Here is a 24,338-nt window from a genome sequence, read left to right on the forward strand (position 1 = left end):
TAGCCGCGAAGCGCCGCGCGGGCGGCGCTCGATCTCATAGGCGCTGAATGTGTCGAGGCGAACACTTCGGCGCTCGATCTTACAGGCAACAAAAATACTGCGCCGAACACCCTCCAGCCCCCCGCAGCTACAATTTCTGCTTGCGAACCAACCAACAATGCCATTACTGTATATAGATACAGTAACCCGCAACACAACCAGCAAAAAGGCATAGAGGTGATGAATGGCCGTCGAAGTGGTGTACCGCAGCAGCCGCGACCCGGAGCGCTTGTTCATGGATAAGGCCGAAGCAGACCGTCACGACAAGATGCTCGAACTGGCCGAGCGCCTGGCCGAAGTGCTGCACAAGGCGGTGCCATCGCTGACCGAGCAGCAGGTTGAAGAAGCCGGTATCTACATGGCCAAGAACCGCGATGTGTTCGCCCGGGCGTTCAAGAGCCAGCCGGATGCATTGGCCGAATTGCTCGAGGGTGGTGCAGCCGAGTGACATCGGCGCCGCCTGCTTCGCGGCTAAAGCCGCCCACAGGAACTCAGTGAGCCCTGGGCCTGCGCGGTCCCTGTAGGAGCGGCTTTAGCCGCGAAGAGGCCAGCAAGGCCAACTTGAAACTTCAGCCGTACAACAACCGCTCCGCCAGCAACTGCGCCACCCTTGCCGGCGAGCGCTTCTCCGCCTGCGCATGGCCAAACACTTCGGTCAGCCGCGAAGGTATCCGCGCCAGGTGCGCGGTGATGGTGCCCAGGTCCTCGCCACGGTGGGTCAGCGCCACATAGATCAGCCCACCGGCATTGATCACGTAGTCAGGCGCATACAGTATCCCGCGCGACTCCAGCTGGTCGGCCACCTGCAAGGTGGTGAGCTGGTTATTCGCTGCCCCTGCCACTGCCGCACAACGCAGTTGCATCACACTCTGCCCGTTCAGCACCGGGCCCACGCCGCAGGGGGCAAAGATGTCGCAAGGGGTGCTGATCATCGCATCGTTGGTCACAGGCTTGGCATCGAACTGTTCCATCGCCAGCCGCACACGCCCCGGGTCAAGGTCGCTGACCAGCAATTCCGCCCCCACCGCATGCAGTTGCTCCGCCAGCGCATAGCCGACATTGCCCAACCCTTGCACCGCCACCCGTAAGCCTCGCAAGTCGTCGCTGCCCAGTCGGAACGAGGTGGTGGCACGAATACCGGCAAATACCCCCATCGCGGCATGCGGCGAGGGGTCGCCCGAAGCCGTGGTGCTGGTCACGTGCGGTGTGCTCTGGGCAATGCAGTCCATGTCCAGGGTGGAGGTGCCGCTGTCCACGGCGATGATGAAGCGCCCTTGCAAGGTATCGATGAAGCGGCCAAAGGCCTCGAACAGTGCGGCGCGGTTTTCCACATGCGGGTTGCGCATGACCACTGCCTTGCCACCCCCCAACGGTAAACCGGCCAGCGCCGCCTTGTAGCTCATGCCCTGAGCCAGGCGAATAGCGTCGGTCATGGCGCTCTCGTCATCAGCGTAAGGCAGGTACCGACAACCGCCCATGGCCGGGCCCAGCTGCTCACTGTGAATCGCCACCACCGCCTTCAGGCCCGTGGCCGGGTCATTGAACAAGTGCAGTGACTGGGTACGGGTGCTTTGCATCAGTGCGAACATCGACAGGCTCCCCACAAGGTGCTACCTCCAGTATAGGCGCGGCCCCGCAGCAGACGACGCCGCCAGACCACTGGACGAAAGCGCACACCACAGCTAATACTCAAGCGTGTGTGGAGAAGCCAGATGAAGCCACGTCAAGCCTGCCTGGCCTGCCTGGAACGCGAGCCTGTCGCCCTGCTGGAAGCTGCATTGTGGGTTGCCGCCGAGCACGACCGTAGCGTCGAGCCCGCCGCCAGCCTTGCCACCTTGCACGACCTGCAGCGTGAAATCAGCACCAACCTGCCCATGCTGCCATTGAACGAACTGGCCCAACCGCTATTGCGCCAGCTCAACGCACTGGGCTTCCAGCAGGATGAGTACCACCCGTTAAGGCCGCATGCCGCAATGATGGACAAGGTGCTGCAGCGCCGCCGTGGCCAACCGCTGACCTTGGCCATCCTCGCCCTGGAACTGGCCCGGCGCCTGGCCATCCCGCTGGAGGGTGTGGGCTTTCCTGGCCATTTCCTGCTGCGCGTGCCGGGTGCCGATCACTTGCTCGACCCCTGCGGTGGCCGGCGCCTGTACCCCAGCGACTGCCGTGAATTGCTGGCCCGCCAGTTTGGCCCGCATGTGGCGCTGACGGCAGAGCACATGCGCAGTGCCAGCCCGCTGCAGATGCTGCAGCGCCTGTCACGCAACCTGCGCCAGCTGCACATCAGCAACGACGACCACCTGGCGGCGTTGATCGACGCCGAACGGGTCATGCAGCTGGGCCCGGTGCAGGTCGGCGACTACATGACCCGCGCCTCGCTTTACCAACACCTGGACTGCCCGCAAGCCGAGCGCTTCGACCTGGAGCACGCCTTGCTGTTGACGGAAGACCCGGTCCAGCGCCTGAAGCTGTGCGAACGCATCGGCAAGCTTCCGGCGGCGAACCGCTCACTTCACTGAGCCGGGCTGTCCGGCTGCTGCGCTGGATGGGCGCTGGCGAAGGCCGGGTGGCTGGCTGCCAGTGCGGCGACCCGCAGGATGCGCGCAAAGCCGGCAAGGTCGATGTTGAAGCGTTCGGCCGCGTACAACTGGGGGATCAGGTAGACATCCGCCAGCCCCGGCTTATCGCCAAAGCAGAAGCCCTGATCGCCAATCAGTTGTTCCACTGCCGCCAGCCCTTGGCTGATCCAGTGGCCGATCCACTGGTTGACCTGACCCTCGTCCTGGCCGGCCTGGCGCAGCAGGTTCAGCACACTGACGTTGTGCAGCGGGTGGATATCGCAGCCGATGATCGCGGCCACGCCCCGCACCTTGGCCCGCGCTTCTGCGCTGGCCGGCAGCAGTGCAGGCTGTGGATAAACCTCTTCCAGGTACTCGATGATCGCCGGTGACTGCACCAGCAATTCACCGCCGTCGGTGCGCAAGGCCGGCACGCGGCCCTGCGGGTTGACGGCGACATAGCCCGCGCCACGCTGCTCGCCTTGCAGCAGGTTGACCGGCAGGGACTGGTAAGCCAGCCCTTTCAGTGCCAAGGCAATCCGCACCCGGTAGGACGAGGTGGAACGGTAATAGGTGTACAGCTCCATGCCCGAGCCTCCTCAGTTGGCAGCGATGACCGTGCCACGGCATTCGCCGAAACCGATGCTGGCCACGCCGTCACGCGTGCAACGTGCACGCAGGATGATTTCGTCACCGTCTTCAAGGAACTTGCGCACCTCGCCACTGGCCAGCTCCACCGGCAGCTTGCCGCCTTCGGTGATCTCCAGCAGGCTGCCGAACGAACCTGGCGTAGCCCCCGACAGCGTGCCCGAACCGAACAGGTCACCCGGCTGCAGTTGGCAACCATTGACGCTGTGATGCGCCACCAGCTGCGCCACGGTCCAGTACATGCTGCGGGTGTTGCTCAGGGTCAGGCGGTGCGGGGCAACGCCCTGCTCGCGCATGCGCTCGGTCAGCAGCAGCACTTCCAGTTCGATATCGTAGGCACCGGCGGCCTGGTCGCGCTTGTCCAGCAGGTACGACAGCGGCTGCGGGTCGCCTTGCGGACGCACCGGCTGGGCACAGCGGAATGGTTCCAGGGCTTCGGCGGTGACCACCCACGGCGAAACGCTGGTGATGAAGCTCTTGGACAGGAACGGCCCCAGTGGCTGGTATTCCCAGGCCTGGATGTCGCGCGCAGACCAGTCGTTGAGCAGGCACAGGCCGGCCACGTGCTCGGCGGCATCACCTACCGGGATCGCCTCACCCATATCGTTGCCCTGACCGATCCAGATACCCAGTTCAAGTTCATAGTCCAGGCGCGCGCACGGGCCGAAGCTCGGCTCGGTGTGCCCGGCAGGCAAGGTCTGGCCTTTTGGCCGGCGTACGTCGGTGCCGGATGGGCGGATGGTCGAGGCGCGGCCGTGGTAACCGATCGGCACGTATTTGTAGTTGGGCAGCAGCGGGTTGTCGGGGCGGAACAGCTTGCCGACGTTCTTGGCGTGCTCGATGCCAACGTAGAAGTCGGTGTAGTCACCTATCTGCGCTGGCACATGCATCTGGCATTCGCTGGCGGCGTACAGTGCCGGCTTCAGCGCGGCCTGGTATTCGCTGTGCTCGCCGAGCAACACCTGCAAACGCTCGCGCAGGGCCACACGGGCGCTGCGGCCCAAAGCGAAGAAAGCGTTCAGCGCCCCGCCACGGGTGGCTTCGACAGCAGCCTTGGCTGCGCCGTCGAACAAGCCAGCGGCCAGCACCGCTTCCAGGTCGAGGATCGCGTCGCCGATGGCCACGCCACAGCGCTTCGCCTCACCCGGCCGGCTGAAAATGCCCATCGGCAGGTTCTGCAGCGGGAAGTCGCTGTGCCCGTTGGCGTGCTCGACCCAGCTACGGGCATTGGCAGTGTGGTTCATGGGTTATCTCCGGTTCGGGTTGAAGGTGCTCGGCAAGGTCGCCCAGCAACTATCGTAGTCGGCCTGCAGTTGCGGGCATTCAAGGGCTTGCTGGCTCGGGCGCAGCACCTGGCTGGTCTCGAACATGAACGCCATGGTGTTGTCGATCTTGTGCGGTGCCAGGTCGGCGGCAATGGCCTTTTCGCAGGTTTCGGCATCAGGACCATGGGCACTCATCACCCCGTGCAGCGACGCACCGCCCGGCAGGAAGCCTTCGGCCTTGGCATCGTAGGCGCCATTGATCAGGCCCATGAACTCGTTCATCAGGTTGCGGTGGAACCACGGTGGACGGAAGGTGTTCTCGGCCACCATCCAGCGTGGCGGGAAGATCACGAAGTCCATGTTGGCCAGGCCATGCACGCTGGTCGGCGAAGTCAGCACGGTGAAAATCGACGGGTCCGGGTGGTCGAAGCTGACCGTACCGATAGTGTTGAAGCGGCGCAGGTCGTATTTGTACGGCACGTTGCTGCCATGCCAGGCAACCACGTCCAGTGGCGAATGCTGCAGTTCGCAGGCCCAGTGCTCGCCCAGAAACTTCTGCACCAGTTGCACCGGCCCTGTGGCCTCTTCGTAGTGCGCCACCGGGGTAAGGAAGTCGCGCGGGTTGGCCAGGCCATTGCTGCCGATCGGCCCCAGGTCCGGGAGGCGCAACGGCGCACCGTGGTTTTCAGCGATATAGCCGCGGGCCTGGCTGTCGAGCAGTTCGACACGGAACTTCATGCCGCGTGGGATGACCGCGATTTCCAGCGGCTCAACCTCCAGCACCCCCAGTTCGGTGGCGATACGCAGGCGCCCCTGCTCCGGCACCAGCAGCAGTTCACCGTCGGCGTTGAAGAACACCCGCTCCATGGAACGGTTGGCGCGGTAGATGTAGATGCTCACGCCCGCCGGTTTTTCCGCCGCCGCGTTGGCCACCATCGGCAGCCAGCCTTCGATGAAGTCGGTCGGTTCGACGGGAATCGGCTGGGGGCTCCAGCGCAGGCGGTTGGGGTTGATGCCGCCCAACGGGCCACTGAGTGGCTGGCGCGCCAGGCGCTCGAAACGCGGGTGCAATGCAGACGGGCGAATGCGGTACAGCCAGGTGCGACGCAGTTCGCTGCGCGTCATGGTAAACGCCGTGCCCGAGAGCAGTTCGGCATACAACCCATAGGGCGCCTTCTGCGGCGAGTTCTGCCCGACCGGCAGGGCACCTGGCAGCGCTTCGCTGGCAAACTCGTTGCCGAAGCCGCTGAGGTAGTGAAGGTCGGGTGAGGTGTCGCGATTCATCGATGCCTCCGGGCTCTGGCCGAGCCATTGCGGGCAGCTGGCTGCTGGCCCGGTGTGGGGTGGCAGCGCGTCTGCATTGTTTTTATCGTAATCAGATTACGAATAACGTAATTTGCTACGCGCATGGCGTCAAGCTATAAAGGCCCGACTTGAAGAATGCAGAAGACGATGTCCATGACCAAAGCCAACTCCCCCGCCGACAACGGCAAGCAGAAAGTCCGTTCGGCGGAGGTCGGCACCGACATCCTCAAGGCCCTTGCCGAACTGGCCCCGTCCACCTCGCTGTCGCGCCTGGCAGAGCATGTGCAGATGCCGGCGAGCAAGGTGCACCGCTACCTGCAGGCGCTGATCGCCAGCGGCTTTGCCGAACAGGATGCCGCCACCAACCATTACGGCCTGGGGCGCGAGGCATTGCGGGTGGGGCTGGCGGCGCTGGGCAGCATCGATGTGTTGAAGATTGCCGCGCTACCACTGGCCCAGCTGCGCGACGAGCTGAACGAGAGCTGCTTCATTGCCGTGTGGGGTAACCAGGGCGCAACCGTGGTCAGCATCGAACCGGCAGTACGTGCGATCACCGTGGTGACGCAGATCGGCTCGGTACTGCCACTGCTCAGCTCGTCTACCGGACTGGTATTCGCTGCCTACTTGCCCGAACGCGAAACCGTGGAGCTGCGTGACCGTGAGCTGGCTACCCTGGGGCACGCTGCCGAGGACTACCACGTCTTACTGGCGGGTATTCGCGAACGTGGCCTGCACCACGTGCACGGCCTGCTGATGCCGGGCGTGGATGCGCTGTCGGCGCCGGTATTCAATGCCATGGGGCAGATCGCTGCCGTGATGACCGTGGTCGGGCCGACGTCGATCTTCCATGCCGACGAACACGGCCCGGCGGCGCAACGGTTGCTGGCGGCCGCCCGGGAAACCAGCTGGCGCATGGGCTATTCGCCTGCTGCCTGAGGGCCTGCGGCACTGTTGCCCGAAACGTAAAGGTGAATGTCATAAGCGGCTATTTTTCCTACGGGATCAAGCGCTTATTCTTACCTCACTGGCACGGCATGAAGGGCTCTTCCCCCCCGCTCTTCAGGCCTGCGAGGTTCACCGACGTAGATTTTGAAGCTCCTTGATCTAACGTCTCGATTGGCCGCTGCGGCTTGCAGCGGCCTTTTTTATTGCCTGGGAAAAAGTTTCTGCCAGTGCGGGCCTCTTCGCGGGTAAACCCGCTCCTACAAGGGGCACAAATACCTGTAGGAGCGGGTTTACCCGCGAAGGGGCCAGCACTGGCAATACACATTTCAACTCAGCGGATACTTCTGCAGATTCGCCATCATCTGCTGCAGCGCCTGCAAACTGTCCTGCGGGTGCACCGCGCCCTCGAAGTCACCAATCCGCGCCCAGTTCTGCGCCACCTGCTCGGGGGTAAAGCCTTCGCGAGGGTCAAAGCCCACCCCCAGGCTGCGCTCCCAACGCACCTTGCCCACCCAACCGCCGCCCACCTCGAACAACTCACCCGTGCCCTGGCACTGTTCACTGCCCAGGTACACCACCAGCGGGCTGACCAACTCGGGCTTGAGCCGCTCGAACACCTGCGGCGGGATCAGCCCTTCGGTCATTCGCGTCCCCCCTGTGGGGGCAATGGCATTGACCAGAATGTTGTGCTTGCGCCCTTCGATCGCCAGGGTACGGGTAAGCCCGTACAGGCCCAACTTGGCCATGCCGTAGTTGGCCTGACCAAAGTTGCCGTAAATGCCGGAGGTAGAGGCGGTAAAGATCACCCGCCCCCAGTTCCGCTCACGCAGGTGTGGCCAGGCAGCGCGGGTGACCTTGAAGGCGCCTTCGACATGCACCTGGTAGACCTGCTCCCAGTCGCTGTCGTCCATCTTGTGGAAGGTTTTGTCACGCAGGATGCCGGCATTGTTCACCAGCACGTCGACCCGGCCAAAACTGTCCAGCGCCTGCTCGACGATACGCGCGCCCTGGCTGACCGAGTCATGGTTGGCAACAGCGCTGCCGCCAGCGGCGCGGATCTGCGCTACCACCCGGTCGGCAGCCGAAGCGCTGGCACCTTCGCCGTGGGTAGAGCCACCCAGGTCATTGACCACCACGTGGGCACCGCGTGCAGCGAACAGCAGCGCATGGGCACGCCCTAGGCCACCACCGGCACCGGTAACGATTACCACGCGATCTTGCAGACGGACAGGCTCGCTCATGCTCAAAGCTCCAGGCAGTGTTCAGGTCAGCCGAGTGTCCGCCGCCAGCAGCAGGCGGACAATCAAGCTCACGCAGGCTGAATGCCTGGCAATAACGCAGGGCGATGAGGCCCGCTCAGGAGCACGCCACTTTCGGCTGGTAGTCGCTCAGCGGCTGTTCACGAAAGGCCAGGTAATGACGCAGCACCTGCACCGGCGCTTCAGTATGCGGGTAATGGCCTATGCCCTGCAGCTGCACGGTGTCGGGCTCGGGCACCAGCTGCCGGTAACGCTCAAGCATGTGCGCACCGGACAGTGGGTCGACCACGCCGTTAATGAAGCGCAGCGGTACACCTTGGCGCTGCATTGCCCCAACCCAGCGATCGCGGTGCAACCTGCGCTCGGGCATGTAGCCCACCAGCTTGTGCAGGATACGCGTGCCACGGTTGGCAGCGATCAGGCTCCAGAAATCATCCAGTGCGCTTTCACTGGGGTGGGTGCAAGGGCCGTAAACCTGGGTCACGTTGCGCACCAGGTCATCGCGCCCGAACGAGCGCCCCACCAGCCAGCCGAAGCGGCTTAGCAGCAGCTTCTGGATCAGCAGCATGCGGCAGCTTTCGGCAAACAACCCGCTGTTGAGGAACACGCAACTGGCCACTTCGACGCGCTGCTCATGGTGCCGCGCCAGCAGCTCCTGGGCCACGCTGCCGCCATAGTCATGGGCCAGCAGGTGCACCGGCTGGTCGACCTGCAGGTAGGCCAGCAAGGCTTGTTGCAGGTCGGCTTGCTCCATCAGGCTGTAGGCGTGGTCGACCGGCTTGGCCGAATCGCCAAAGCCGAGCATGTCGCACGCGATTACCCGGAAGCGTTGGGCCAAAGGCCCCCACAAGTAATGCCAGTCCCAACTGGCGGTGGGGAAGCCGTGTAACAGAAGCAGGGGCTCTCCTTGCCCTGCGGTCCAGTAGCGGATGCTCTGGCCCCGGAATGTGAAACTCTGTCCCCGGGTACGCCAGACGCACAATGGAATTTCGGCCATAGGCATCAGATCGGTCCCGGTGAACAGGTGTTGGCGGAATAGGGCAAGGCTGCGGTCATTGCATGTTACCTCGGCACTTACTTGTGCTCTCTATGTCGAGGCTGAGTCTAGCCAGCAGCCCATGGGCTGAAACTTGCGTTGCCAGCCAGCTTGATGACTGAGCGAGTCAGTGACACGAACGGTCAGAGCAGCATGGCCAGCAGCGGCGCCGCGAACAGGTTGAGCAGCCCGGTCAGGACCATGACCAGGCCGGCCACCGAACCTTCTTCACGGCCCACTTCCTGCGCCCGGCTGACCCCGGCGCCATGCGCGCCAACGCCGAACAGTGCGCCCCGTGCCAACGGCGTGCGCAGCGGCAACCAGCGCAGCAGCACACCGCCGAACATGGCGCCGAGCACACCGGTGAACATCACGAACACTGCAATCAGCGCTGGCACGCCACCCAGGTCATGGGCCAAGGGATCTGCGCTGGGACATCGCCTTTATCTGGCGCCGCGGGGCGTACCTGTCGCGGGGGGCGCAGGCTTGGTTGGCATTATTGCGCGAATGGCCGGGGCCTGATCGCATGGGATGAATTGGCTTTGCTGGCCTCTTCGCGGGTGAACCCGCTCCCACAGAGACACCACAGCATCTGAAAACTGTGATGAACCTGTGGGAGCGGGTTCACCCGCGAAGAGGCCGGCGAAGCGATATAGATGTGTCAGGCTTTCAACGCTTGAACAAACTCAGCCAACCAAGGCTCAGCATCCGTCTCCGGGGTCACCGTCTCACTGGCATCCAGGCGCAGCATCGGCTGCACTTCGCGCACGCCCAGTTCGGCAAACAGCTCGCGCATCTGCTCGCCACCACCGCAATACGTATCGCCATAGCTGGAATCGCCCAGCGCAATCACCGCGCCCGGCAGGCCACGCCAGGCCGCTGGCAGAATGTCGCGAATGCTGCTGTACAACGGCATGAGGTTGTCCGGCAGCTCACCCATGCCGGTGGTCGAGGTCACGGCCAGCAGGGCCTCAGGGGCAAAACCTTCAAGGTCCTGCAAGGTGGCACGCGCGGCATGCCAGGCTTCCAGGCCTGCAGCCTTGAGCAACGATTCAGCATGACGGGCGACTTCTTCGGCGGTGCCATAGACCGATCCGGAAATAATGGCGACTTTCATCGGGTAGAGGATTCCGAAACTGAGTGAAAACGTAGGATACTAGCATTCAGCGCTGGCAAAAGGCCGCCTCTACCAAAGTCGCCGCCTTCAGCCCTGCTTCGCCCCTTCTTGCCCAATGGCCCGAACATGATCAACGCGCAACTGCTGCAATCGATGGTCGATGCGTCGAATGACGGGATCGTGGTCGCCGAACAGGAAGGCGATGACACCATCCTCATCTACGTCAACGCCGCCTTCGAACGGCTCACCGGCTACAGCCGTGACGAAATCCTCTATCAGGATTGCCGTTTCCTGCAGGCCCACGACCGTGACCAGCTCGGCCGCGCGCGCATCCGCAAGGCGCTGGCCGAAGGCCGCCCATGCCGTGAAGTGCTGCGCAACTATCGCAAGGATGGCAGCGCCTTCTGGAACGAGCTGTCGATAACCCCGGTGAAAAGCGACGCCGACCAGCGCACCTACTTCATCGGCATCCAGAAAGATGTCAGCCGCCAGGTCGAACTGGAACGGGAACTGGCCGAACTTCGCGTTCGTCCGAAAGCCGACGAACGCGCCTGAACCAAGCGCCCCTTGCACGGTCAATCACGTTGAAGAAATCGCCACCACCGAGTTCGATCATGCAAGCCGACGCGCTCCTGACTCAGGCCGAGCTGGATTTCATCCAGAACATGCAGCATTCGCCGCAATTGAACCTGGCCGACTCCATGTCGAGCCTGCTGGTCAATGGCGACCGCCGCATCCAGAGCCTGCTCACTCGCTTGGTGGCCAACGAGCAGGTAACCCTGCAAGCCCAGTTCAACAACCAGCAGATCAGTTTCCCGCTGCAACTGGTGGAAGACGAGTTCCACGCCCTGCACCTGCAGCTGGGTTCACCGGAAATCTACGAAGACGGGCCCATGCTGCGCCCTTGGCGCCTGTCGATGGAGCAGCCGAGCGCACTGCTCGATGCTCATGACAAGCAAAGCGGCTTGTGGGTACGCGAAATTTCGTTCAAGGGGCTACTGCTGGAGGTGCGTGACCTGCCAACGGCACCCACCCGCTTCGAGCTGCGCTTTGCCCCTGGCGGCATCAGCCCGATCGAACTGCATGGCGTGCTGGGCCGGCGTATCGGCCCGGACCTGGCAGCCTACGACCTCAGCCAAAGCCCGGCCGAAGAGATCGAACGCCTGCGCGACTACATCCTTCAGGCCCATCGCCAGGCTCACCCCGAACTGCATACTCAGGTATCCAGCTGACCGGCCAGAAACTGCCGTAAACGCTGACGCATCACCGCACCCTGCGCACCCAGGCAGGCAACAAGGCTACCCGCCAGGCTGTTATGCGCCACTTCCGAGGCTTCACCCGCCAATAACAACGGGCAGTCCAGCACCGCCGCCAGGCGCGTCAGGTGCCGTGCCAGTTCTGCCGTGAGTGGCTGATGGGAAAACAGCACCAGGGCGTCCGGTTTAAGGCGTTCGCAGACCAGCGCCAGTTCTTGCAGCGGCTGCCCGCAGGCCAATGGGGTCACGCCGGTTTCGTCGCTTCCCAGGACCAGGCTGGTGACCAGCAACTCAAGTTCATGGCACTGCCCTGGCAATGGCGCCAACAGCACCGTGCGGCTGCGTGGTACATGGGCAAGCTGCAAACGGGCGAACACCCGGCCGCGCAGGAACTGGTCGAAGAATAGCCATTCGCTGGCCTGCCCGTAGCCGCCCTGCCTGACAGCCATGTCGTGCCACACGGGCATGAACACCTCGGCGAACACCTGGTCCAGGGTGCTGGCGGCAAACACCTCCTCGAAAAGGCGGTCCAGCCCTACCAGGTCAAAACGTTGCACCGCCAGGCGAATCTGATGCTGCCAGCGCAACCAGCTGCCTGTCGCCCCGTCGGCCTGCCCGGCCAAGGCATGGCTGCGGGCAAGAATGCTGCCCACCTTGCTCACCGCCACACCGCGTTCCAGCCAGCCGAGGATACGGCGAATTTCATCGATATCGGCCTGGGAATACAGACGGTGGCCGCTGTCGGTACGGATCGGCTGGATCAGCCCGTAACGGCGCTCCCAGGCACGCAGGGTCACCGCGTTGACGCCGGTCAGGCGGGATACTTCGCGAATCGGAAACAGCTCTTGCTGCTCGAAGCTCGCATCGATCACCGGATTACGTCCCTGTTCGTTCATCTGCACGGGGTACCCTGTGTGCGGAAGTTGAACACCTAGTCTACTACGTCACCACCGTTGGTAGCGTATAACCGTTAGCCGGCGGACATTTGCCGAAGTTCGCAACTGCGCGATAATCCGCGCCCGATTCTTGCATGCACGCCTGCGTTGCCCACCACCCCGGGCCACGCAGCCAGAGGGGCCAGCTACCCGCCAGCCCCGTTGCCAGGAGATACACGATGTCTACCCCACCCGTCACCCTGATGGTGTCGCGCCGCGCCGCCCATGGCCGCTACCAGGACCTGCTGGCCTGGCTGCACGAAGGCGAGCAGCTGGCCACCGACTTTCCCGGCTATCTTGGCTCGGGCATTCTCGCCCCGCCGCAGGATGGCGACGAATTCCAGATCATCTTCCGCTTCAGCGACGAGCCGACCCTGCATGCCTGGGAGCATTCCGCCTCACGCCGGGCGTGGTTGCAACGCGGCAATGGCCTGTTCGAGCGCCCCAAAGAGGCGCGCGTCAGCGGCATCGATGACTGGTTTGGCACCAATATGGTGCAAAAACCGCCGCGTTGGAAGCAGGCCGTGGCCATCTGGCTGGCGTTCTTCCCGGTCTCGCTGGTGTTCAACGTGGTGTTCGGCCACTGGCTGGCAGCGCTCGACCTGGTGCCAAGGGTACTGCTCAGCACCCTGGCCCTGACACCGTTGATGGTCTACCTGTTCATCCCGCTGTCCACCCGCCTGCTGGCCGGTTGGCTGCATGCTTCCCCGGCCGCCACAGGCGCCTTGCGCAGCCGCTGAGGCCAGGCCATACAACAGCGAAACAGTTCCGGGTATGCTGGGCGGCAACCAAAGGACAGACAAGTTGACCGCCCCGAACATGAACAGCCCCATTCTCGTTACCGGAGCCAGCCAGCGCGTCGGGCTGGCCCTGGCCCTTGAACTGGCACAGGCCGGCCATACGGTGGTCAGTGCCAGCCGTAGCATGCAGCCACAGGCGGCCTACCCGAACATCGTGCAGTTCCAGGCCGACCTGTGTCTGGCGGCCGACCGCCAGGCGCTGATCGACCACCTGCACCAGCATTATGACGGCCTGCGCGCGATCATCCACAACGCCTCGCTGTGGCTCGACGATGGCCTGGACAACCTCGAGACCATGTTCCGCCTGCACGTCGAAGCGCCTTACCACCTCAACCTGGCCTTGGGCGACCTGCTGGCCAAGGTGGAAAAGGCCGACATCATCCACATCTGCGACGAAACGTCCTCGCGCGGCAGCAAGAGCCACATCGGCTATGCCGCCACCAAGGCCGCGCTGCAGAACATGGTGCTGTCATTCGCCGAAAAATATGCGCCCACGGTGCACGTGAACGGTATCCTGCCCGGGCTGCTGATCCTCAAGGAAGGGGGTGACGAAGCCTACCGCCAGCAAACCCTGAAAAAGGCCCTGCTGGAGTTCGAACCCGGCGCCGGCCCACTGATCGAAACGGTCAAGTACCTGCTCGCCAGCCAGTACAGCACCGGCAGCCAGGTGGTCATCAACGGTGGCCGCCACCTGAAGAACCGCATGACTTGAGAGAAGCCCATGACCCCACAGCAACAACTCGAACTTGAGGCCGCCGCATTCCGGCGCCTGGTCGACCACCTGCAAAAGCGTACCGACGTACAGAACATCGACCTGATGAACCTGTCCGGTTTCTGCCGCAACTGCCTGTCCAAGTGGTACAAGGCTGCAGCTGACGAGCGCCAGCTCGACCTGAGCCTGGACGACGCCCGCGAAGCGGTGTACGGCATGCCTTATGCCGAGTGGAAAGCCCAATACCAGAAAGAAGCCAGCGCCGAACAACAAGCGGCGTTCGAAAAAGGAAAACCTCGTGACTGATCTGAATTCCCTGCGCGCCAGCCTGGCCGGCGGCCAACACGTGTTTGCCGACACCCTGGCGTTCATTGCCGAGCATTACAACTACCAGCCGCAGGCTTTCAACAATGGTGGCGTTGAGAACGCTGCCGGGCAGAACGAAGGTTCGTGCAAGACCTTGGGCCTGGCAGTGCTTGAGGGGCTGAGCGATCAGGAAGCGCTGCTGGCGTTTGGTGAGCACTACCGTGATGTGGTGGCCACGCCTGAGGGCAGTGACCATGGCAATATCCGCGCGCTGATCAAGCACGGGCTGGCCGGTGTGAAGTTCGCCGCGCAGCCGCTTTCGCGCAAGGCTTGAGATTGCCGGGGCCGCGTTGCGGCCCTATCGCGACACAAGGCCGCTCCCACAAAGTTCGCATCAGCACGGTCCCTTGTGGGAGCGGCCTTGTGTCGCGAAAGGGCTGCAAAGCAGCCCCAGAATACCAAGTCTGACATCAATACAAGAGGGTCCCTGGCACTCCCTCAACCAATCCCCCCCGCTGCAACCACTGCAACGCCACCGGCCACAAACTCTCGCGAAACCGGTCATGGAAGAACGCGAAATGGCCAATTTCCCCAACCGAGATATCCACAGGCGCAATTCGAAGGTGCTGGCGTTCGGCCCCCTGCAGATAACCCAGCAAGCGCTCAGTCGCCTCGACCGTGCCAAAGGGGTCGTCAGTCAGGCTGATGGCCAATGTCGCCGCCCGCACCTGGGCAAACGGTAACGCTGCCAATGCCCGCCCGCTTGGCCGCTGCTCATAGCGCGGTGTACGGGTGGTCCAGTCATGCACCACACCCGATGGCGTATCCTCCAGCCAACCCAGGCGCTTGCCGGGGAAGTAGCCGAATACCCGGGTCAGCAATGGCATCACCACATGCCATTTGCCAAACAGCTGCCAGCGCTGATCGGCCGCATAGTCGCGCCAGTAGGCAAACTGCGCACCGACCATCACTACCCGACGCACCTGGCCTGCCGACGGCGCCAGGCCTACCGCACAGCCGCCAAAACTGTGCCCTACTACATCCACCGGCTGGCCAGGGAAGTGTTCGACCGCATGTGCCAGCATGGCCTCAAAGTCCAGCCGGCCCCAGTCGCTCCACGAAGCCTGGAAACCGCGCAGCGTAGCCGGGCGGGATTCGCCGATGCCACGGTAGTCGTAGGTCAGCACATCGCAGCCCTGGGCGAACAGGTAGTCGGCAAAACGGGAGTAGTAGCGGCAGCGTACCGAAGTGGCTGCGTTGATGATCACCAGCGGGCGCTGGGGATCAGGCTGGGCGTGGCGCCAGATGAAGCCACCGAGGCTGTAGCCGTCGGCTGCGGGGTGGCGAAAGGCAGTGGCGGGTTGGGTGAGGCTGCTCATGGCACATTCCCGGTTGTTGTGCGCCAAAGCTAGCAAAAAATCTTGAGCCTGTACTGGCCCTTTCGCGGGTAAACCCGCTCCCACAGGCTTGGTGAGATCCCTGTAGGAGCGGGTTCACCCGCGAATGGGCCAGTACAGGCTGAAGCGGATTACAGCTCGACGCAGTCGAACTTCACATCAGTCGCCACGTCTTCGTCGTAGTTGACGTCAGCGCGCTCGAAGCCGAACAGGTTAAGGAACTGCTTCTTGTAACCGGCGTAGTCGGTCAGCTCGAACAGGTTCTCGGTGGTCACCTGTGGCCACATGGCCTTGCAGGCGTCCTGCACGTCGTCGCGCAGTTCCCAGTCGTCCAGGCGCAGGCGGGCTTTTTCGTCCACTTCGGCCGGGGCGCCATCGGCACGGTACATGCGGCCGCGGAACATGCGATCCAGCTGGTCCTGGGTGCCTTCGTGCACACCCTTTTCCTGCATGATCTTGAACACCATCGACAGGTACAGCGGCATCACCGGAATGGCCGAGCTGGCCTGGGTAACCACCGACTTCAGCACCGCCACGTTGGCGCCGCCTTTCACTTCAGCGGCCAGTTTCTGGTCCAGGCGCAGGGCGGTTTCGTCCAGGTCCTGCTTGGCCTGGCCCAGTGCACCGTGCCAGTAGATCGGCCAGGTGATTTCGGTGCCGATGTAGCTGAAGGCCACGGTACGGGCGCCTTCGGCCAGCACGTCGGCACCGGCCAGGGCGTCGATCCACAGCTGCCAGTCCTGGCCACCCATGACGGTGACGGTGTCGGCGATTTCCTGCTCGGTGGCCGGCTCGATGCTGGCCTCGATGATGGTGTCCTTGTTGGTGTCGATGGCGGTCGACTTGTACGGCTGGCCGATCGGCTTGAGTGCCGAGCGGATTACTTCACCGGTCTGCGGCAGCTTGCGCACAGGCGAAGCCAGCGAGTAGATGACCAGGTCAACCTTGCCACCCATCTCGTTCTTGATCAGCTCGATGACCTTGGCGCGGGCTTCGTCGGAGAAAGCGTCACCGTTGATCGACTTGCTGTACAGGCCTTCGGCCTTGGCAAACTTGTCGAAGGCCGCAGCGTTGTACCAGCCAGCCGTACCGGCCTTGGTCTCGGTGCCTGGCTTTTCGAAGAACACGCCCAGGGTGTCGGCCTTGAAGCCGAACGCCGCGGTGATGCGGGCTGCCAGGCCGTAGCCGCTGGAAGCACCGATGACCAGGACCTTCTTCGGGCCATCCTCGCGCACGCCCAGCTTGCGGGTGGCTTCGATCTGGTCACGGACGTTGAGCTCGCAGCCCTTCGGGTGAGTCGTGGTGCAGATGAAACCGCGAACCTTAGGATGAATGATGGCCAATGTCTGTACCTCGTCAGGTTTATGCCGGGGAAGCGCCGCTTGGGGCGATTCCGATTGATCAGAGGGTGAGACTACCCCCGCAGGTTATCCGACACATATTACGGGGTGATCATGGGGATGCAAAACCTGGGCTTGCCTGTGCTGGCCTCTTCGCGGGTGAACCCGCTCCTACAACGACCGCGCAAACCTGAGGCCTGCGCAATCCGTGTAGGAGCGGGTTCACCCGCGAAAGGGCCGGCCCAGACAACTTCAATCTGCCAGGAGCGCGTCTTTCAACCACCCCAGAAACTGCCGCGCCAATGGATCATCCTGGCTATCCCGATGCACCAGGCAAGCCCACGCCGGCCCGCGCACCCGCTGCGCCGACAACGCCTGCAAACGCCCCTCCTCCACCGCCCGCCGCGCCAGCAACTGGCTGACCAGCGCCACCCCCAGCCCTTCGCTCGCCGCATCCAGCAACAACCCGGGGTCGGAAAAATTCAGCCCCTTGCCCTGCTGCCCCACATCCTCCCCCCCTTCCAGTTGCCAATGGCTCCAGTCCATTTCCCGTTCTCCGTGCAAAGTGGTGCGCGCACTCACCGCCAGCAACGAAGGGTGACACGCCGGATACAGCTGGTCCTGGTGCAACACGCTGAAGCTGCATTCAGCCTGGGCACTGAGGTCATCGCGGATGGCCAGGTCGATGGTTTCAGTGGCCATGTCCGGCACCTCGAAACTGGTGAACAGCCACAAGTCGACATCCGGGCAACGCTGGTGAAAGTCGGCCAGCCGCGGCAGCAGCCAGTGCCTGGCAAACGCCGGGCTGGTGTTGACCACCAGCTGGTTGGGCTTGCGGTACTGGTCGAGCCGGCGAATACCCACGGCTAGGTGCTGCAGCAGCGATTGCGTGGTGCTGAGCAGGTCATGCCCGGCGTCGGTCAGGCTCACGCTGCGGCCACTGCGATGGAACAGTGGCTGCTCCAGGTAGGTTTCCAGGCTGCGGATCTGCTGGCTGATGGCCGACTGGGTCAGGTTCAGCGCTTCGGCAGCCTTGTGGAAACTACCCAGCCGCGCAGCAGCCTCGAAGCCGCGCAGGGCGTTCAGGGGTGGCCAGTGTTTAAGCATGATTGATAAGCCCTGCTGATCAGATATGCGCTAAATCTATCGTTTGTCGCCGGCCAGGCCTAGCCATAGCATGGACACCAACACCCGCGACGGCGGGCTTCGTTGATAAAAATCCTTAATAGATCGGAGTTCACTATGCACCTGTCCCTCGACAGCGGCTGGCGTATGCCTGCCGAATGGGCCCGCCACGCGGCCACCTGGATGGTCTGGCCACACAACCAGGCATTGTGGGAAAGCGGCTGGCAACGTGCGCCTGGCCGACGTGCAGCAGGACTACGCCCGTGTCGCGGCGGCCATTGCTCGCTTCGAGCCGGTGAAAATGGTGGTCGACCCTTCTGCCATGGCCAGCGCCCGCGCCCTGTGTGGCGCCAATATCGAGCTGATCGAACTGGTGGTCGACGACAGCTGGTGCCGGGACAGCGGCCCGAGCTTCATCTGCCACCCGCAGCACGGCCTGGCCGGGCTGAGCTGGCGCTTCAATGCCTGGGGCGGCAAGTCGCAGCACAGCCTGGACCGCAGCCTCGGCCGGCGCATCCTCGACCAGTTGGGCCTGGACGGTTTCAGCACAGCGCTGTGCAACGAAGGCGGCGCCATACATGTCGATGGCGAAGGCACGCTGATCACCACCGAATCGGTGCTGCTCAACCCCAACCGCAACCCGGGCATCAGCAAGGCCGAGTTCGAGGCCTGCTTTGCCCGCTACCTGGGTATCAGTAAAACCATCTGGCTGCCGGGTGACCCGCAATACGTCACTGGCGACATGACCGACGGCCATGTCGATGGCGTATGCGCCTTCGCCCGCCCGGGCGTGCTGCTGGTCGATGCCACCCATGACCCACACTCGGTGTACGCCGACGTGGTGCGGGAAAACCGCCGCGCCCTGGAACTGGCCACCGACGCCCACGGCCGGCATTTCGAACTGCTCGACCTCTACGAGGCCAGCGCCGCTGTCGACCAGGACGCCGAAGTGTTCTGCGCGTCCTACACCAACTTCTACATTGCCAACGGCGCGATCATCATGCCGGCCTATGGCATCGCTGCCGACCAGGACGCTGCAGCGCAGCTGGCCCATGCCTTCCCGGGCCGGGAGATCGTGCCGGTGCGCATCGACCATATTGCCTACGGCGGTGGCGGCATTCATTGCATCACCCAACAGCAACCAAGGACTTAGCATGACTGTCGTGCTCTTAGCTGCCTGTATTGGCAATGCACTCGATGATCAGACTCCCTCCACAATTGGTCTGTCTATACCAACAAGTACAAACGCAGGTAACCCATCATTCAAAATCAACATCTAGGACTACGCCTATCGTTTCTTGGCATCCTCACCACCCAGAAATGGTGGAGACTCCTACCGTGTTCAGCCCTTGCGGGCCAATCCACCTCGGCGGGTTTCTGCTGCTGGCGGCTCTGTAACACCACTCACTTCACAGACGATCCGGGCTGCAGTTTCCCACCCGACAGAAGCGTCTGCCGTGCCCTGCCCTTCGTCTCGCAATTTTTGCATCCCGCGAGCAAGGATGTTCATCGCGCCGATCAGATCGGCATGTTCACTATAACCACACATGACGCAGCTGAACTTGGCTTGACTCTGTCGGTTATCGCTCGATACATGAACGCAGCATGGACACGTCTGGCTGGTGTAGTGAGCCGGAACCGCTATCAGCGAACCGCCCTTCCAAGCCAGTTTGTAGTTCAACTGTCTACGGAACTCGAACCAACCCTGATCAAGGATGGCCTTGTTCAAGCCAGACTTCGCTCGAACGTTCCTGCCCGGCACTTTCGATGAGCCTGCCGCCGAGGCGCTCAAATTGCGGACCTGCAACTCCTCTATACACACCATCGCGTGGTTTTTGCTGATGGCTGTCGAAGCTTTATGCAGATAGTCACGACGCACGTTGCCAATACGTACATGCAAGCGCTGGACACGAGCCTTTGCACACATCCAGTTGCTGCTAAACCTGTTCTTACGGCTCATAGCCTGTTGTGCCTTTCTTAGAGCCGTTTCGTGCCGCTTGAAGCTGTTTAAGGGATCAATATGACTTCCGTCACTCAATGTAGCAAAGCGGGCGATGCCCAAATCGATACCAACTGCTCCGCCTTGTACTGCGGAAACTTGCACTGCGCGGCGGGTCTGGACGGAAACAAACCATCGACCGCCGCTCAGGCTAACTGTTACGTTGCGCAGCTCGCCCAATACCACCCGACTATTGCGATAACGCAGCCAACCAAGCTTGGGTAGGAACACCCGGCTATTGTCCTGGTCAAGCTTGATCTGCTCGGGAGAGGGGTAGCGGAAACTGTTGTTGCGAGCCTTGTGCTTAAACCGAGGTAAGTCAGCTCGCTTCTCGAAGAAGTTTTTGTAGGCTTTTTCTAAATCCTTGAGGGCTTGCTGAAGCGGATGGACGGGAGCCTCCTTTAGCCATGCCGTTTCGCTGCTGTTTCGCCAAACAGTCAGACGTTTTGCCATCGCTAAGTAGCCGATGTGCGCGCCACCCAACTCGCGATTGGCCTGCTGCAAGGCCAGCGCTTGGTTGAAAACGAACCTGCACGAACCGGCGAAGCAACGCATCAGGCGCAGCTGTTGGCCGGTAGGTATCAGTTGAAATTTGAAGGACTGGATTTGCAGCACAGGCAGTATTTCATGCATAGAACGACATGGAGCGAAGTAGATACTGCTTCTGTGCTGCGCATGTCCACACAGGCTTTGTTACCAATTATGGGGGCAGTGGTTTCAGCGGACTCTCTGGAGGTCTTTCCGCGAACAAGCCTTATCCGAAATGGAACCCGCTTCAAGACTGCACAGGACTGAGCCATGCCAAGCCGTAGAACCTTCCTGCAACTGTCGGTGGTCGCCGGCCTCGGCGCCGGCCTGGGCCTGCCGCTGGGCCTGGCCCGCGCCGAAGAACCGGGGCGCTGGTTCATGCCCGACGAAGGCGAGCCGCAACAACGCGCGTTCATCGCCTTTGGCGCCCAGGCTGCCATCTGGGAGGACTTCACCACCGATGTGCAAGCCGCGCTCGGCCGCATTGCCCAGGCCATTGCCCGTTACCAGCCCGTCACGGTGTTCTGCCGGGCCAGCGAGCGCGCGCTGGCCGCGCAGCACTGCGGCCAGCACAACACGCAGTTTGTCGAGTGCGAACTGGATGACATCTGGATGCGCGACATCGGCGCCAACTTCGTCGTCGACGACGACGGCGCACTGGCGGCGGTGGACTTCAACTTCAATGGCTGGGGCAACAAGCAACGCCATGGCAATGATGCGCAGCTGGCCAAACGCGTTGCCACGCTGGCCGGTGCCCGCTACCAGCGCAGCGAACTGGTGGGCGAAGGGGGTGCCATCGAGGTGGACGGGCATGGCACCGGCATCATGACCGAGAGCAGCTGGATCAATGCCAACCGCAACCCGGACTGGAGCAAGGCCGACGTCGAGGCCGAACTCAAGGCGCGCCTGGGCCTGAGCAAGGTCATCTGGCTGCCGGGCATTGCCGGTGAAGACATCACCGATGGCCATGTGGACTTCTATGCCCGCTTCGTGCGGCCGGGGGTGGTGATTGCCAACCTGGACAACGACCCGGATTCGTACGACCACGCGGTGACGCGCAGGCACCTAGAAATCCTCAAGCGGTCAACTGATGCCGAGGGGCGTAAATTGCAGATCCATGTGGTGTCGCCGCCGACGCGCGGGCGGCGCAACAGGTTCAGCAAAGGGAATGATGATTTTGCGGCGGGGTACATCAACTACTTCGTGATCAATGGCGCGGTCATCGCACCGCAGTTCGGGGATGCGGCGGCGGATGAGAAAGCTCGGGCGCTGCTGGCGGCGTTGTACCCGGGGCGCGAGGTTGTGCAGCTGGATATTGATGCCATTGCGGCAGGGGGTGGGGGGATTCATTGTGTGACCCATCAGTGTCCGGCGGGTTGAATGAGGTTGCCTGAGCCGGCCTCTTCGCGGCTAAAGCCGCTCCCACAGGGACCGCGCCGCGCTCAAGTGTTGTGCAATACCTGTGGGAGCGGGTTCACCCGCGAAGAGGCCGGCACAGGCAACCTCAATCCCGACGCCGCCGACGCCCGGTAATCATCGACCACGGCAGGTTCTCGCGCAGGCGCACGCTCTCGTAGATGGCCGCCAGCACATGCAGGCCAACCAGCGCCAACACCGCGTCGGCCAGCCAGCTGTGCAGATCGTTCGGCCAGTCTGCCCCCCACAGCGCGTCCACTTCCTGCGATGCCCAGCCGGTCAGGCCCAGGCCCGCGATACCCGTCAGCATCAGCAACATCACCAGGGCGCCAATCGGCGAATGCCCCAGGCGATGGCAAGGCTCCCCGCGCAGCAGCTTGCGCGCATGCCCGGCCAGGCGCGCCGGGGTTGGCCAGCAGTCGGCCCAGCGCGCGCTGCGCGGCCCGACAAAGCCCCACACCAGGCGCACCACGACACAGGCCAGCGCGTAATAGCCAAGCCATTGGTGCCAGTCGTCACCCTCTTCATTAAAAAAGTAGTTGCCGAAGAACACCCCGGCGATCGACAGGTGACACAGGCGCAGCAGCGGGTCCCACAGCTGCACCGTGCCTTCCCGGTTCAATCGTGATACTCGCTCTTGACCGCCTTGCCTGTCACTGGGTCATGGTAGATCTCGACCTTGCGGCCATCCTTGTCGAAACCATAAATCTCGTAGCAATTGCCCTTGGTGACCTTGAACTTGTTGATCTTGTAGCCCTGCTCCTTGAGCTGGGCCTGGAACTTGTCCTGGTCTTGCCAGGTGCTTTTGTCTGCAGTGGTGCATTGGGTGGCGGCGAATGCGGTGCTGCTGCCGATCAGGAGGGTCAGAGCAATAAGCATGCGCATGGCTATAGGCTCCATTCAGTTGGGTGAAACAGCACATCCATTAGCGTAGATGCCGCACCCGGCTTACGCCCATTCATTTGCTTTCCACATCAATCGCAAAGAAAAACAAACTTAACAAATGAGCCAAAGCCGCCGATGCTTGAGGCATTACGCCCATCGCACGGAGAACAACAACATGAACGACGTGGTCATCGTCGCCGCAACCCGTACCGCCATCGGCAGCTTCCAGGGCGCCCTGGCCACTGTGCCTGCGGTCGACCTCGGCGCAGCCGTGATCAAGCGCCTGCTGGAACAGACCGGGCTGGACCCGGCGCAGGTCGACGAAGTCATCCTCGGCCAGGTGCTCACTGCCGGCGCCGGGCAGAACCCCGCCCGCCAGGCCGCGATCAAGGCCGGCCTGCCCTTCAGCGTACCGGCACTGACCCTGAACAAGGTGTGCGGCTCGGGCCTCAAGGCCCTGCACCTGGCCGCACAGGCCATCCGCTGCGGTGACGCCGAGGTGGTAATTGCCGGTGGCCAGGAGAACATGAGCCTGGCCCCCTACGTGATGCCCTCGGCCCGTACCGGCCAACGCATGGGCCATGGCCAGCTGATCGACAGCATGATCACCGATGGCCTGTGGGATGCCTTCAACGACTACCACATGGGCATCACGGCCGAGAACCTGGTGAACCAGTACGGCCTGAGCCGCGAACAGCAGGACGCCTTTGCCGCCGAATCGCAGCACAAGGCAGTGGCGGCGATCGAGGCCGGCCGCTTCGACGCGGAAATTACCCCGATCGTGCTGCCGCAGAAGAAGGGCGAGCCGAAAGTATTCACCCGTGACGAGCAGCCGCGTCCGGACACTACCGCCGAATCACTCGGCAAGCTGCGCCCGGCGTTCAAGAAAGACGGCAGCGTCACCGCTGGCAATGCCTCCAGCCTGAACGACGGCGCGGCCGCCGTGCTGCTGATGAGCGCCACCAAGGCCGAGGCCCTGGGCCTGCCGGTGCTGGCGAAGATCACCGCTTATGCCAGTGCCGGGGTAGACCCGGCGATCATGGGCATTGGCCCGGTTTCGGCGACCCAGCGCTGCCTGGACAAGGCCGGTTGGCAGTTGGGTGACCTGGACCTGATCGAAGCCAACGAAGCCTTTGCCGCACAGGCACTGGCCGTGGGCAAGGCGCTGGAGTGGGATGCGGCGCGGGTGAACGTGAACGGTGGGGCAATTGCCCTGGGCCACCCGATTGGTGCGTCCGGCTGCCGGGTGTTGGTGACCTTGTTGCATGAGATGATCAAGCGCGATGCCCGCAAAGGCCTGGCGACCTTGTGCATTGGGGGTGGGCAAGGCGTGGCGTTGGCCATTGAACGTTGATCGGCGATTGAGTTGAACAGGCCCGGCCTCTTCGCGGGTGAACCCGCTCCCACAGGGATAGTGCAGGTTTCAGCGTTTGCGATCCCACAGGGATAACGCAAGTTTCAGAATTT

Annotated in this window: 25 protein-coding genes and 3 pseudogenes; 13 read left to right on the plus strand and 15 right to left on the minus strand. The window is 62.9% G+C overall.

The features are described from left to right. The first annotated feature begins 223 nt into the window (after positions 1–223). A complete protein-coding gene (locus tag IAE39_RS23220; RefSeq protein WP_016489064.1) occupies positions 224–487 on the plus strand; it encodes a YebG family protein in 264 nt (87 codons plus the stop codon). A 121-nt stretch (positions 488–608) separates the two neighbouring features. Here the strand turns inward: IAE39_RS23220 and IAE39_RS23225 are convergent, their stop codons facing one another. Beyond that, positions 609–1,628: a Leu/Phe/Val dehydrogenase gene (locus tag IAE39_RS23225; RefSeq protein ID WP_201206869.1), complete on the minus strand. Its 1,020-nt coding sequence runs from the start codon at positions 1,626–1,628 to the stop codon at positions 609–611. Between the two features lie 123 nt (positions 1,629–1,751). Here IAE39_RS23225 and IAE39_RS23230 point away from each other — a divergent pair, with 123 nt between their 5' ends. Further along, positions 1,752–2,558, plus strand: coding sequence for a SirB1 family protein (locus tag IAE39_RS23230; protein ID WP_201206870.1), 807 nt, complete (start codon positions 1,752–1,754; stop codon positions 2,556–2,558). On the opposite strand, the gene maiA is transcribed toward IAE39_RS23230, so the two are convergent. From maiA to hmgA, 3 genes are read right to left on the minus strand one after another with little or no spacing between them, the layout of a single operon-like run. Then, entirely contained in the window at positions 2,552–3,184 is a 633-nt protein-coding gene (maiA, locus tag IAE39_RS23235) for a maleylacetoacetate isomerase (protein ID WP_201206871.1), read from the minus strand. The two genes, IAE39_RS23230 and maiA, sit on opposite strands and share 7 nt — an antisense overlap. A 12-nt stretch (positions 3,185–3,196) precedes the next feature. Continuing rightward, positions 3,197–4,489 carry a fumarylacetoacetase gene (gene fahA, locus IAE39_RS23240; protein WP_201206872.1) on the minus strand — a complete coding sequence of 431 codons (1,293 nt, stop codon included), beginning with the start codon at positions 4,487–4,489 and terminating at the stop codon, positions 3,197–3,199. 3 nt (positions 4,490–4,492) lie between these two features. Next, positions 4,493–5,794, minus strand: a complete 1,302-nt coding sequence (hmgA, locus tag IAE39_RS23245) for a homogentisate 1,2-dioxygenase (RefSeq protein ID WP_201206873.1) — start codon at positions 5,792–5,794, stop codon at positions 4,493–4,495. 174 nt (positions 5,795–5,968) lie between these two features. Between hmgA and IAE39_RS23250 the strand changes: the two genes are divergently transcribed. Continuing rightward, positions 5,969–6,751 carry an IclR family transcriptional regulator gene (locus IAE39_RS23250; RefSeq protein WP_201206874.1) on the plus strand — a complete coding sequence of 261 codons (783 nt, stop codon included), beginning with the start codon at positions 5,969–5,971 and terminating at the stop codon, positions 6,749–6,751. A gap of 335 nt (positions 6,752–7,086) precedes the next feature. Here the strand turns inward: IAE39_RS23250 and IAE39_RS23255 are convergent, their stop codons facing one another. The 3 genes and pseudogenes from IAE39_RS23255 to IAE39_RS23265 form a co-directional block, all read right to left on the minus strand. After that, positions 7,087–8,001, minus strand: coding sequence for an SDR family oxidoreductase (locus IAE39_RS23255; protein ID WP_201206875.1), 915 nt, complete (start codon positions 7,999–8,001; stop codon positions 7,087–7,089). Positions 8,002–8,116: 115 nt separating this feature from the next. Next, a complete protein-coding gene (locus IAE39_RS23260) occupies positions 8,117–9,022 on the minus strand; it encodes an alpha/beta fold hydrolase (protein WP_201206876.1) in 906 nt (301 codons plus the stop codon). Between the two features lie 176 nt (positions 9,023–9,198). Then, positions 9,199–9,489: pseudogene (locus tag IAE39_RS23265) on the minus strand (LrgB family protein); the annotation flags it as partial. Here IAE39_RS23265 and IAE39_RS29765 point away from each other — a divergent pair. Further along, positions 9,477–9,590, plus strand: a pseudogene (locus tag IAE39_RS29765) (hypothetical protein); the annotation flags it as partial. The pseudogenes IAE39_RS23265 and IAE39_RS29765 sit on opposite strands and share 13 nt — an antisense overlap. Before the next feature lie 126 nt (positions 9,591–9,716). Here the strand turns inward: IAE39_RS29765 and IAE39_RS23270 are convergent. After that, on the minus strand, positions 9,717–10,172 hold the full coding sequence (locus IAE39_RS23270) for a flavodoxin (RefSeq protein ID WP_201206877.1): 456 nt from the start codon (positions 10,170–10,172) through the stop codon (positions 9,717–9,719). A gap of 126 nt (positions 10,173–10,298) precedes the next feature. On the opposite strand from IAE39_RS23270, the gene IAE39_RS23275 reads away from it, so the two are divergent. Together IAE39_RS23275 and IAE39_RS23280 are read left to right on the plus strand one after the other, a co-directional pair. After that, positions 10,299–10,727, plus strand: coding sequence for a PAS domain S-box protein (locus tag IAE39_RS23275; RefSeq protein WP_201206878.1), 429 nt, complete (start codon positions 10,299–10,301; stop codon positions 10,725–10,727). Positions 10,728–10,786: 59 nt separating this feature from the next. Then, entirely contained in the window at positions 10,787–11,404 is a 618-nt protein-coding gene (locus IAE39_RS23280; protein WP_201206879.1) for a hypothetical protein, read from the plus strand. On the opposite strand, the gene IAE39_RS23285 is transcribed toward IAE39_RS23280, so the two are convergent. Next, entirely contained in the window at positions 11,389–12,324 is a 936-nt protein-coding gene (locus tag IAE39_RS23285; RefSeq protein ID WP_201206880.1) for a MerR family transcriptional regulator, read from the minus strand. The genes IAE39_RS23280 and IAE39_RS23285 overlap by 16 nt on opposite strands. Positions 12,325–12,542: 218 nt before the next feature. On the opposite strand from IAE39_RS23285, the gene IAE39_RS23290 reads away from it, so the two are divergent. The 4 genes from IAE39_RS23290 to IAE39_RS23305 are packed head-to-tail and all read left to right on the plus strand — an operon-like array spanning position 12,543 to position 14,515. Beyond that, the gene (locus tag IAE39_RS23290) at positions 12,543–13,103 is read left to right on the plus strand and encodes an antibiotic biosynthesis monooxygenase (RefSeq protein WP_201206881.1); all 561 of its coding nucleotides are present in this window, start codon (positions 12,543–12,545) and stop codon (positions 13,101–13,103) included. 34 nt (positions 13,104–13,137) lie between these two features. After that, positions 13,138–13,875 carry a dihydromonapterin reductase gene (gene folM / locus IAE39_RS23295; protein WP_201206882.1) on the plus strand — a complete coding sequence of 246 codons (738 nt, stop codon included), beginning with the start codon at positions 13,138–13,140 and terminating at the stop codon, positions 13,873–13,875. Positions 13,876–13,884: 9 nt separating this feature from the next. Beyond that, entirely contained in the window at positions 13,885–14,181 is a 297-nt protein-coding gene (locus IAE39_RS23300; protein WP_146230333.1) for a DUF1244 domain-containing protein, read from the plus strand. Continuing rightward, positions 14,174–14,515, plus strand: a complete 342-nt coding sequence (locus tag IAE39_RS23305; protein WP_201206883.1) for a HopJ type III effector protein — start codon at positions 14,174–14,176, stop codon at positions 14,513–14,515. Before IAE39_RS23300 ends, IAE39_RS23305 begins: the two co-directional genes overlap by 8 nt. Positions 14,516–14,651: 136 nt before the next feature. Here the strand turns inward: IAE39_RS23305 and IAE39_RS23310 are convergent, their stop codons facing one another. The 3 genes from IAE39_RS23310 to IAE39_RS23320 form a co-directional block, all read right to left on the minus strand. Continuing rightward, positions 14,652–15,560, minus strand: coding sequence for an alpha/beta hydrolase family protein (locus IAE39_RS23310; RefSeq protein ID WP_201206884.1), 909 nt, complete (start codon positions 15,558–15,560; stop codon positions 14,652–14,654). A 149-nt stretch (positions 15,561–15,709) separates the two neighbouring features. Beyond that, positions 15,710–16,921 (minus strand): enoyl-ACP reductase FabV, encoded by a 1,212-nt coding sequence (gene fabV / locus IAE39_RS23315; RefSeq protein ID WP_201206885.1) that lies wholly within the window; start codon positions 16,919–16,921, stop codon positions 15,710–15,712. A 249-nt stretch (positions 16,922–17,170) separates the two neighbouring features. Continuing rightward, positions 17,171–18,025: a LysR substrate-binding domain-containing protein gene (locus tag IAE39_RS23320; protein ID WP_201206886.1), complete on the minus strand. Its 855-nt coding sequence runs from the start codon at positions 18,023–18,025 to the stop codon at positions 17,171–17,173. Positions 18,026–18,160: 135 nt separating this feature from the next. Here IAE39_RS23320 and IAE39_RS23325 point away from each other — a divergent pair. After that, positions 18,161–19,196 (plus strand): annotated as a pseudogene (locus tag IAE39_RS23325) (agmatine deiminase family protein). A gap of 189 nt (positions 19,197–19,385) precedes the next feature. Here IAE39_RS23325 and IAE39_RS23330 read toward each other — a convergent pair. Further along, complete coding sequence (locus IAE39_RS23330) at positions 19,386–20,657, minus strand: RNA-guided endonuclease InsQ/TnpB family protein (RefSeq protein ID WP_201206891.1); 1,272 nt, start codon at positions 20,655–20,657, stop codon at positions 19,386–19,388. Positions 20,658–20,840: 183 nt separating this feature from the next. On the opposite strand from IAE39_RS23330, the gene IAE39_RS23335 reads away from it, so the two are divergent. Further along, the gene (locus IAE39_RS23335) at positions 20,841–21,950 is read left to right on the plus strand and encodes an agmatine deiminase family protein (RefSeq protein WP_201206887.1); all 1,110 of its coding nucleotides are present in this window, start codon (positions 20,841–20,843) and stop codon (positions 21,948–21,950) included. 124 nt (positions 21,951–22,074) lie between these two features. Here IAE39_RS23335 and IAE39_RS23340 read toward each other — a convergent pair whose 3' ends face one another. Beyond that, positions 22,075–22,608 (minus strand): cytochrome b/b6 domain-containing protein, encoded by a 534-nt coding sequence (locus IAE39_RS23340; RefSeq protein WP_201206888.1) that lies wholly within the window; start codon positions 22,606–22,608, stop codon positions 22,075–22,077. Beyond that, complete coding sequence (locus tag IAE39_RS23345; RefSeq protein ID WP_201206889.1) at positions 22,605–22,871, minus strand: PepSY domain-containing protein; 267 nt, start codon at positions 22,869–22,871, stop codon at positions 22,605–22,607. Before IAE39_RS23345 ends, IAE39_RS23340 begins: the two co-directional genes overlap by 4 nt. A 175-nt stretch (positions 22,872–23,046) precedes the next feature. On the opposite strand from IAE39_RS23345, the gene IAE39_RS23350 reads away from it, so the two are divergent. After that, on the plus strand, positions 23,047–24,225 hold the full coding sequence (locus tag IAE39_RS23350; protein ID WP_201206890.1) for an acetyl-CoA C-acetyltransferase: 1,179 nt from the start codon (positions 23,047–23,049) through the stop codon (positions 24,223–24,225). Positions 24,226–24,338: the final 113 nt, after the last annotated feature.

Source organism: Pseudomonas sp. S37 (assembly GCF_016658545.1).
Taxonomy (GTDB): domain Bacteria; phylum Pseudomonadota; class Gammaproteobacteria; order Pseudomonadales; family Pseudomonadaceae; genus Aquipseudomonas.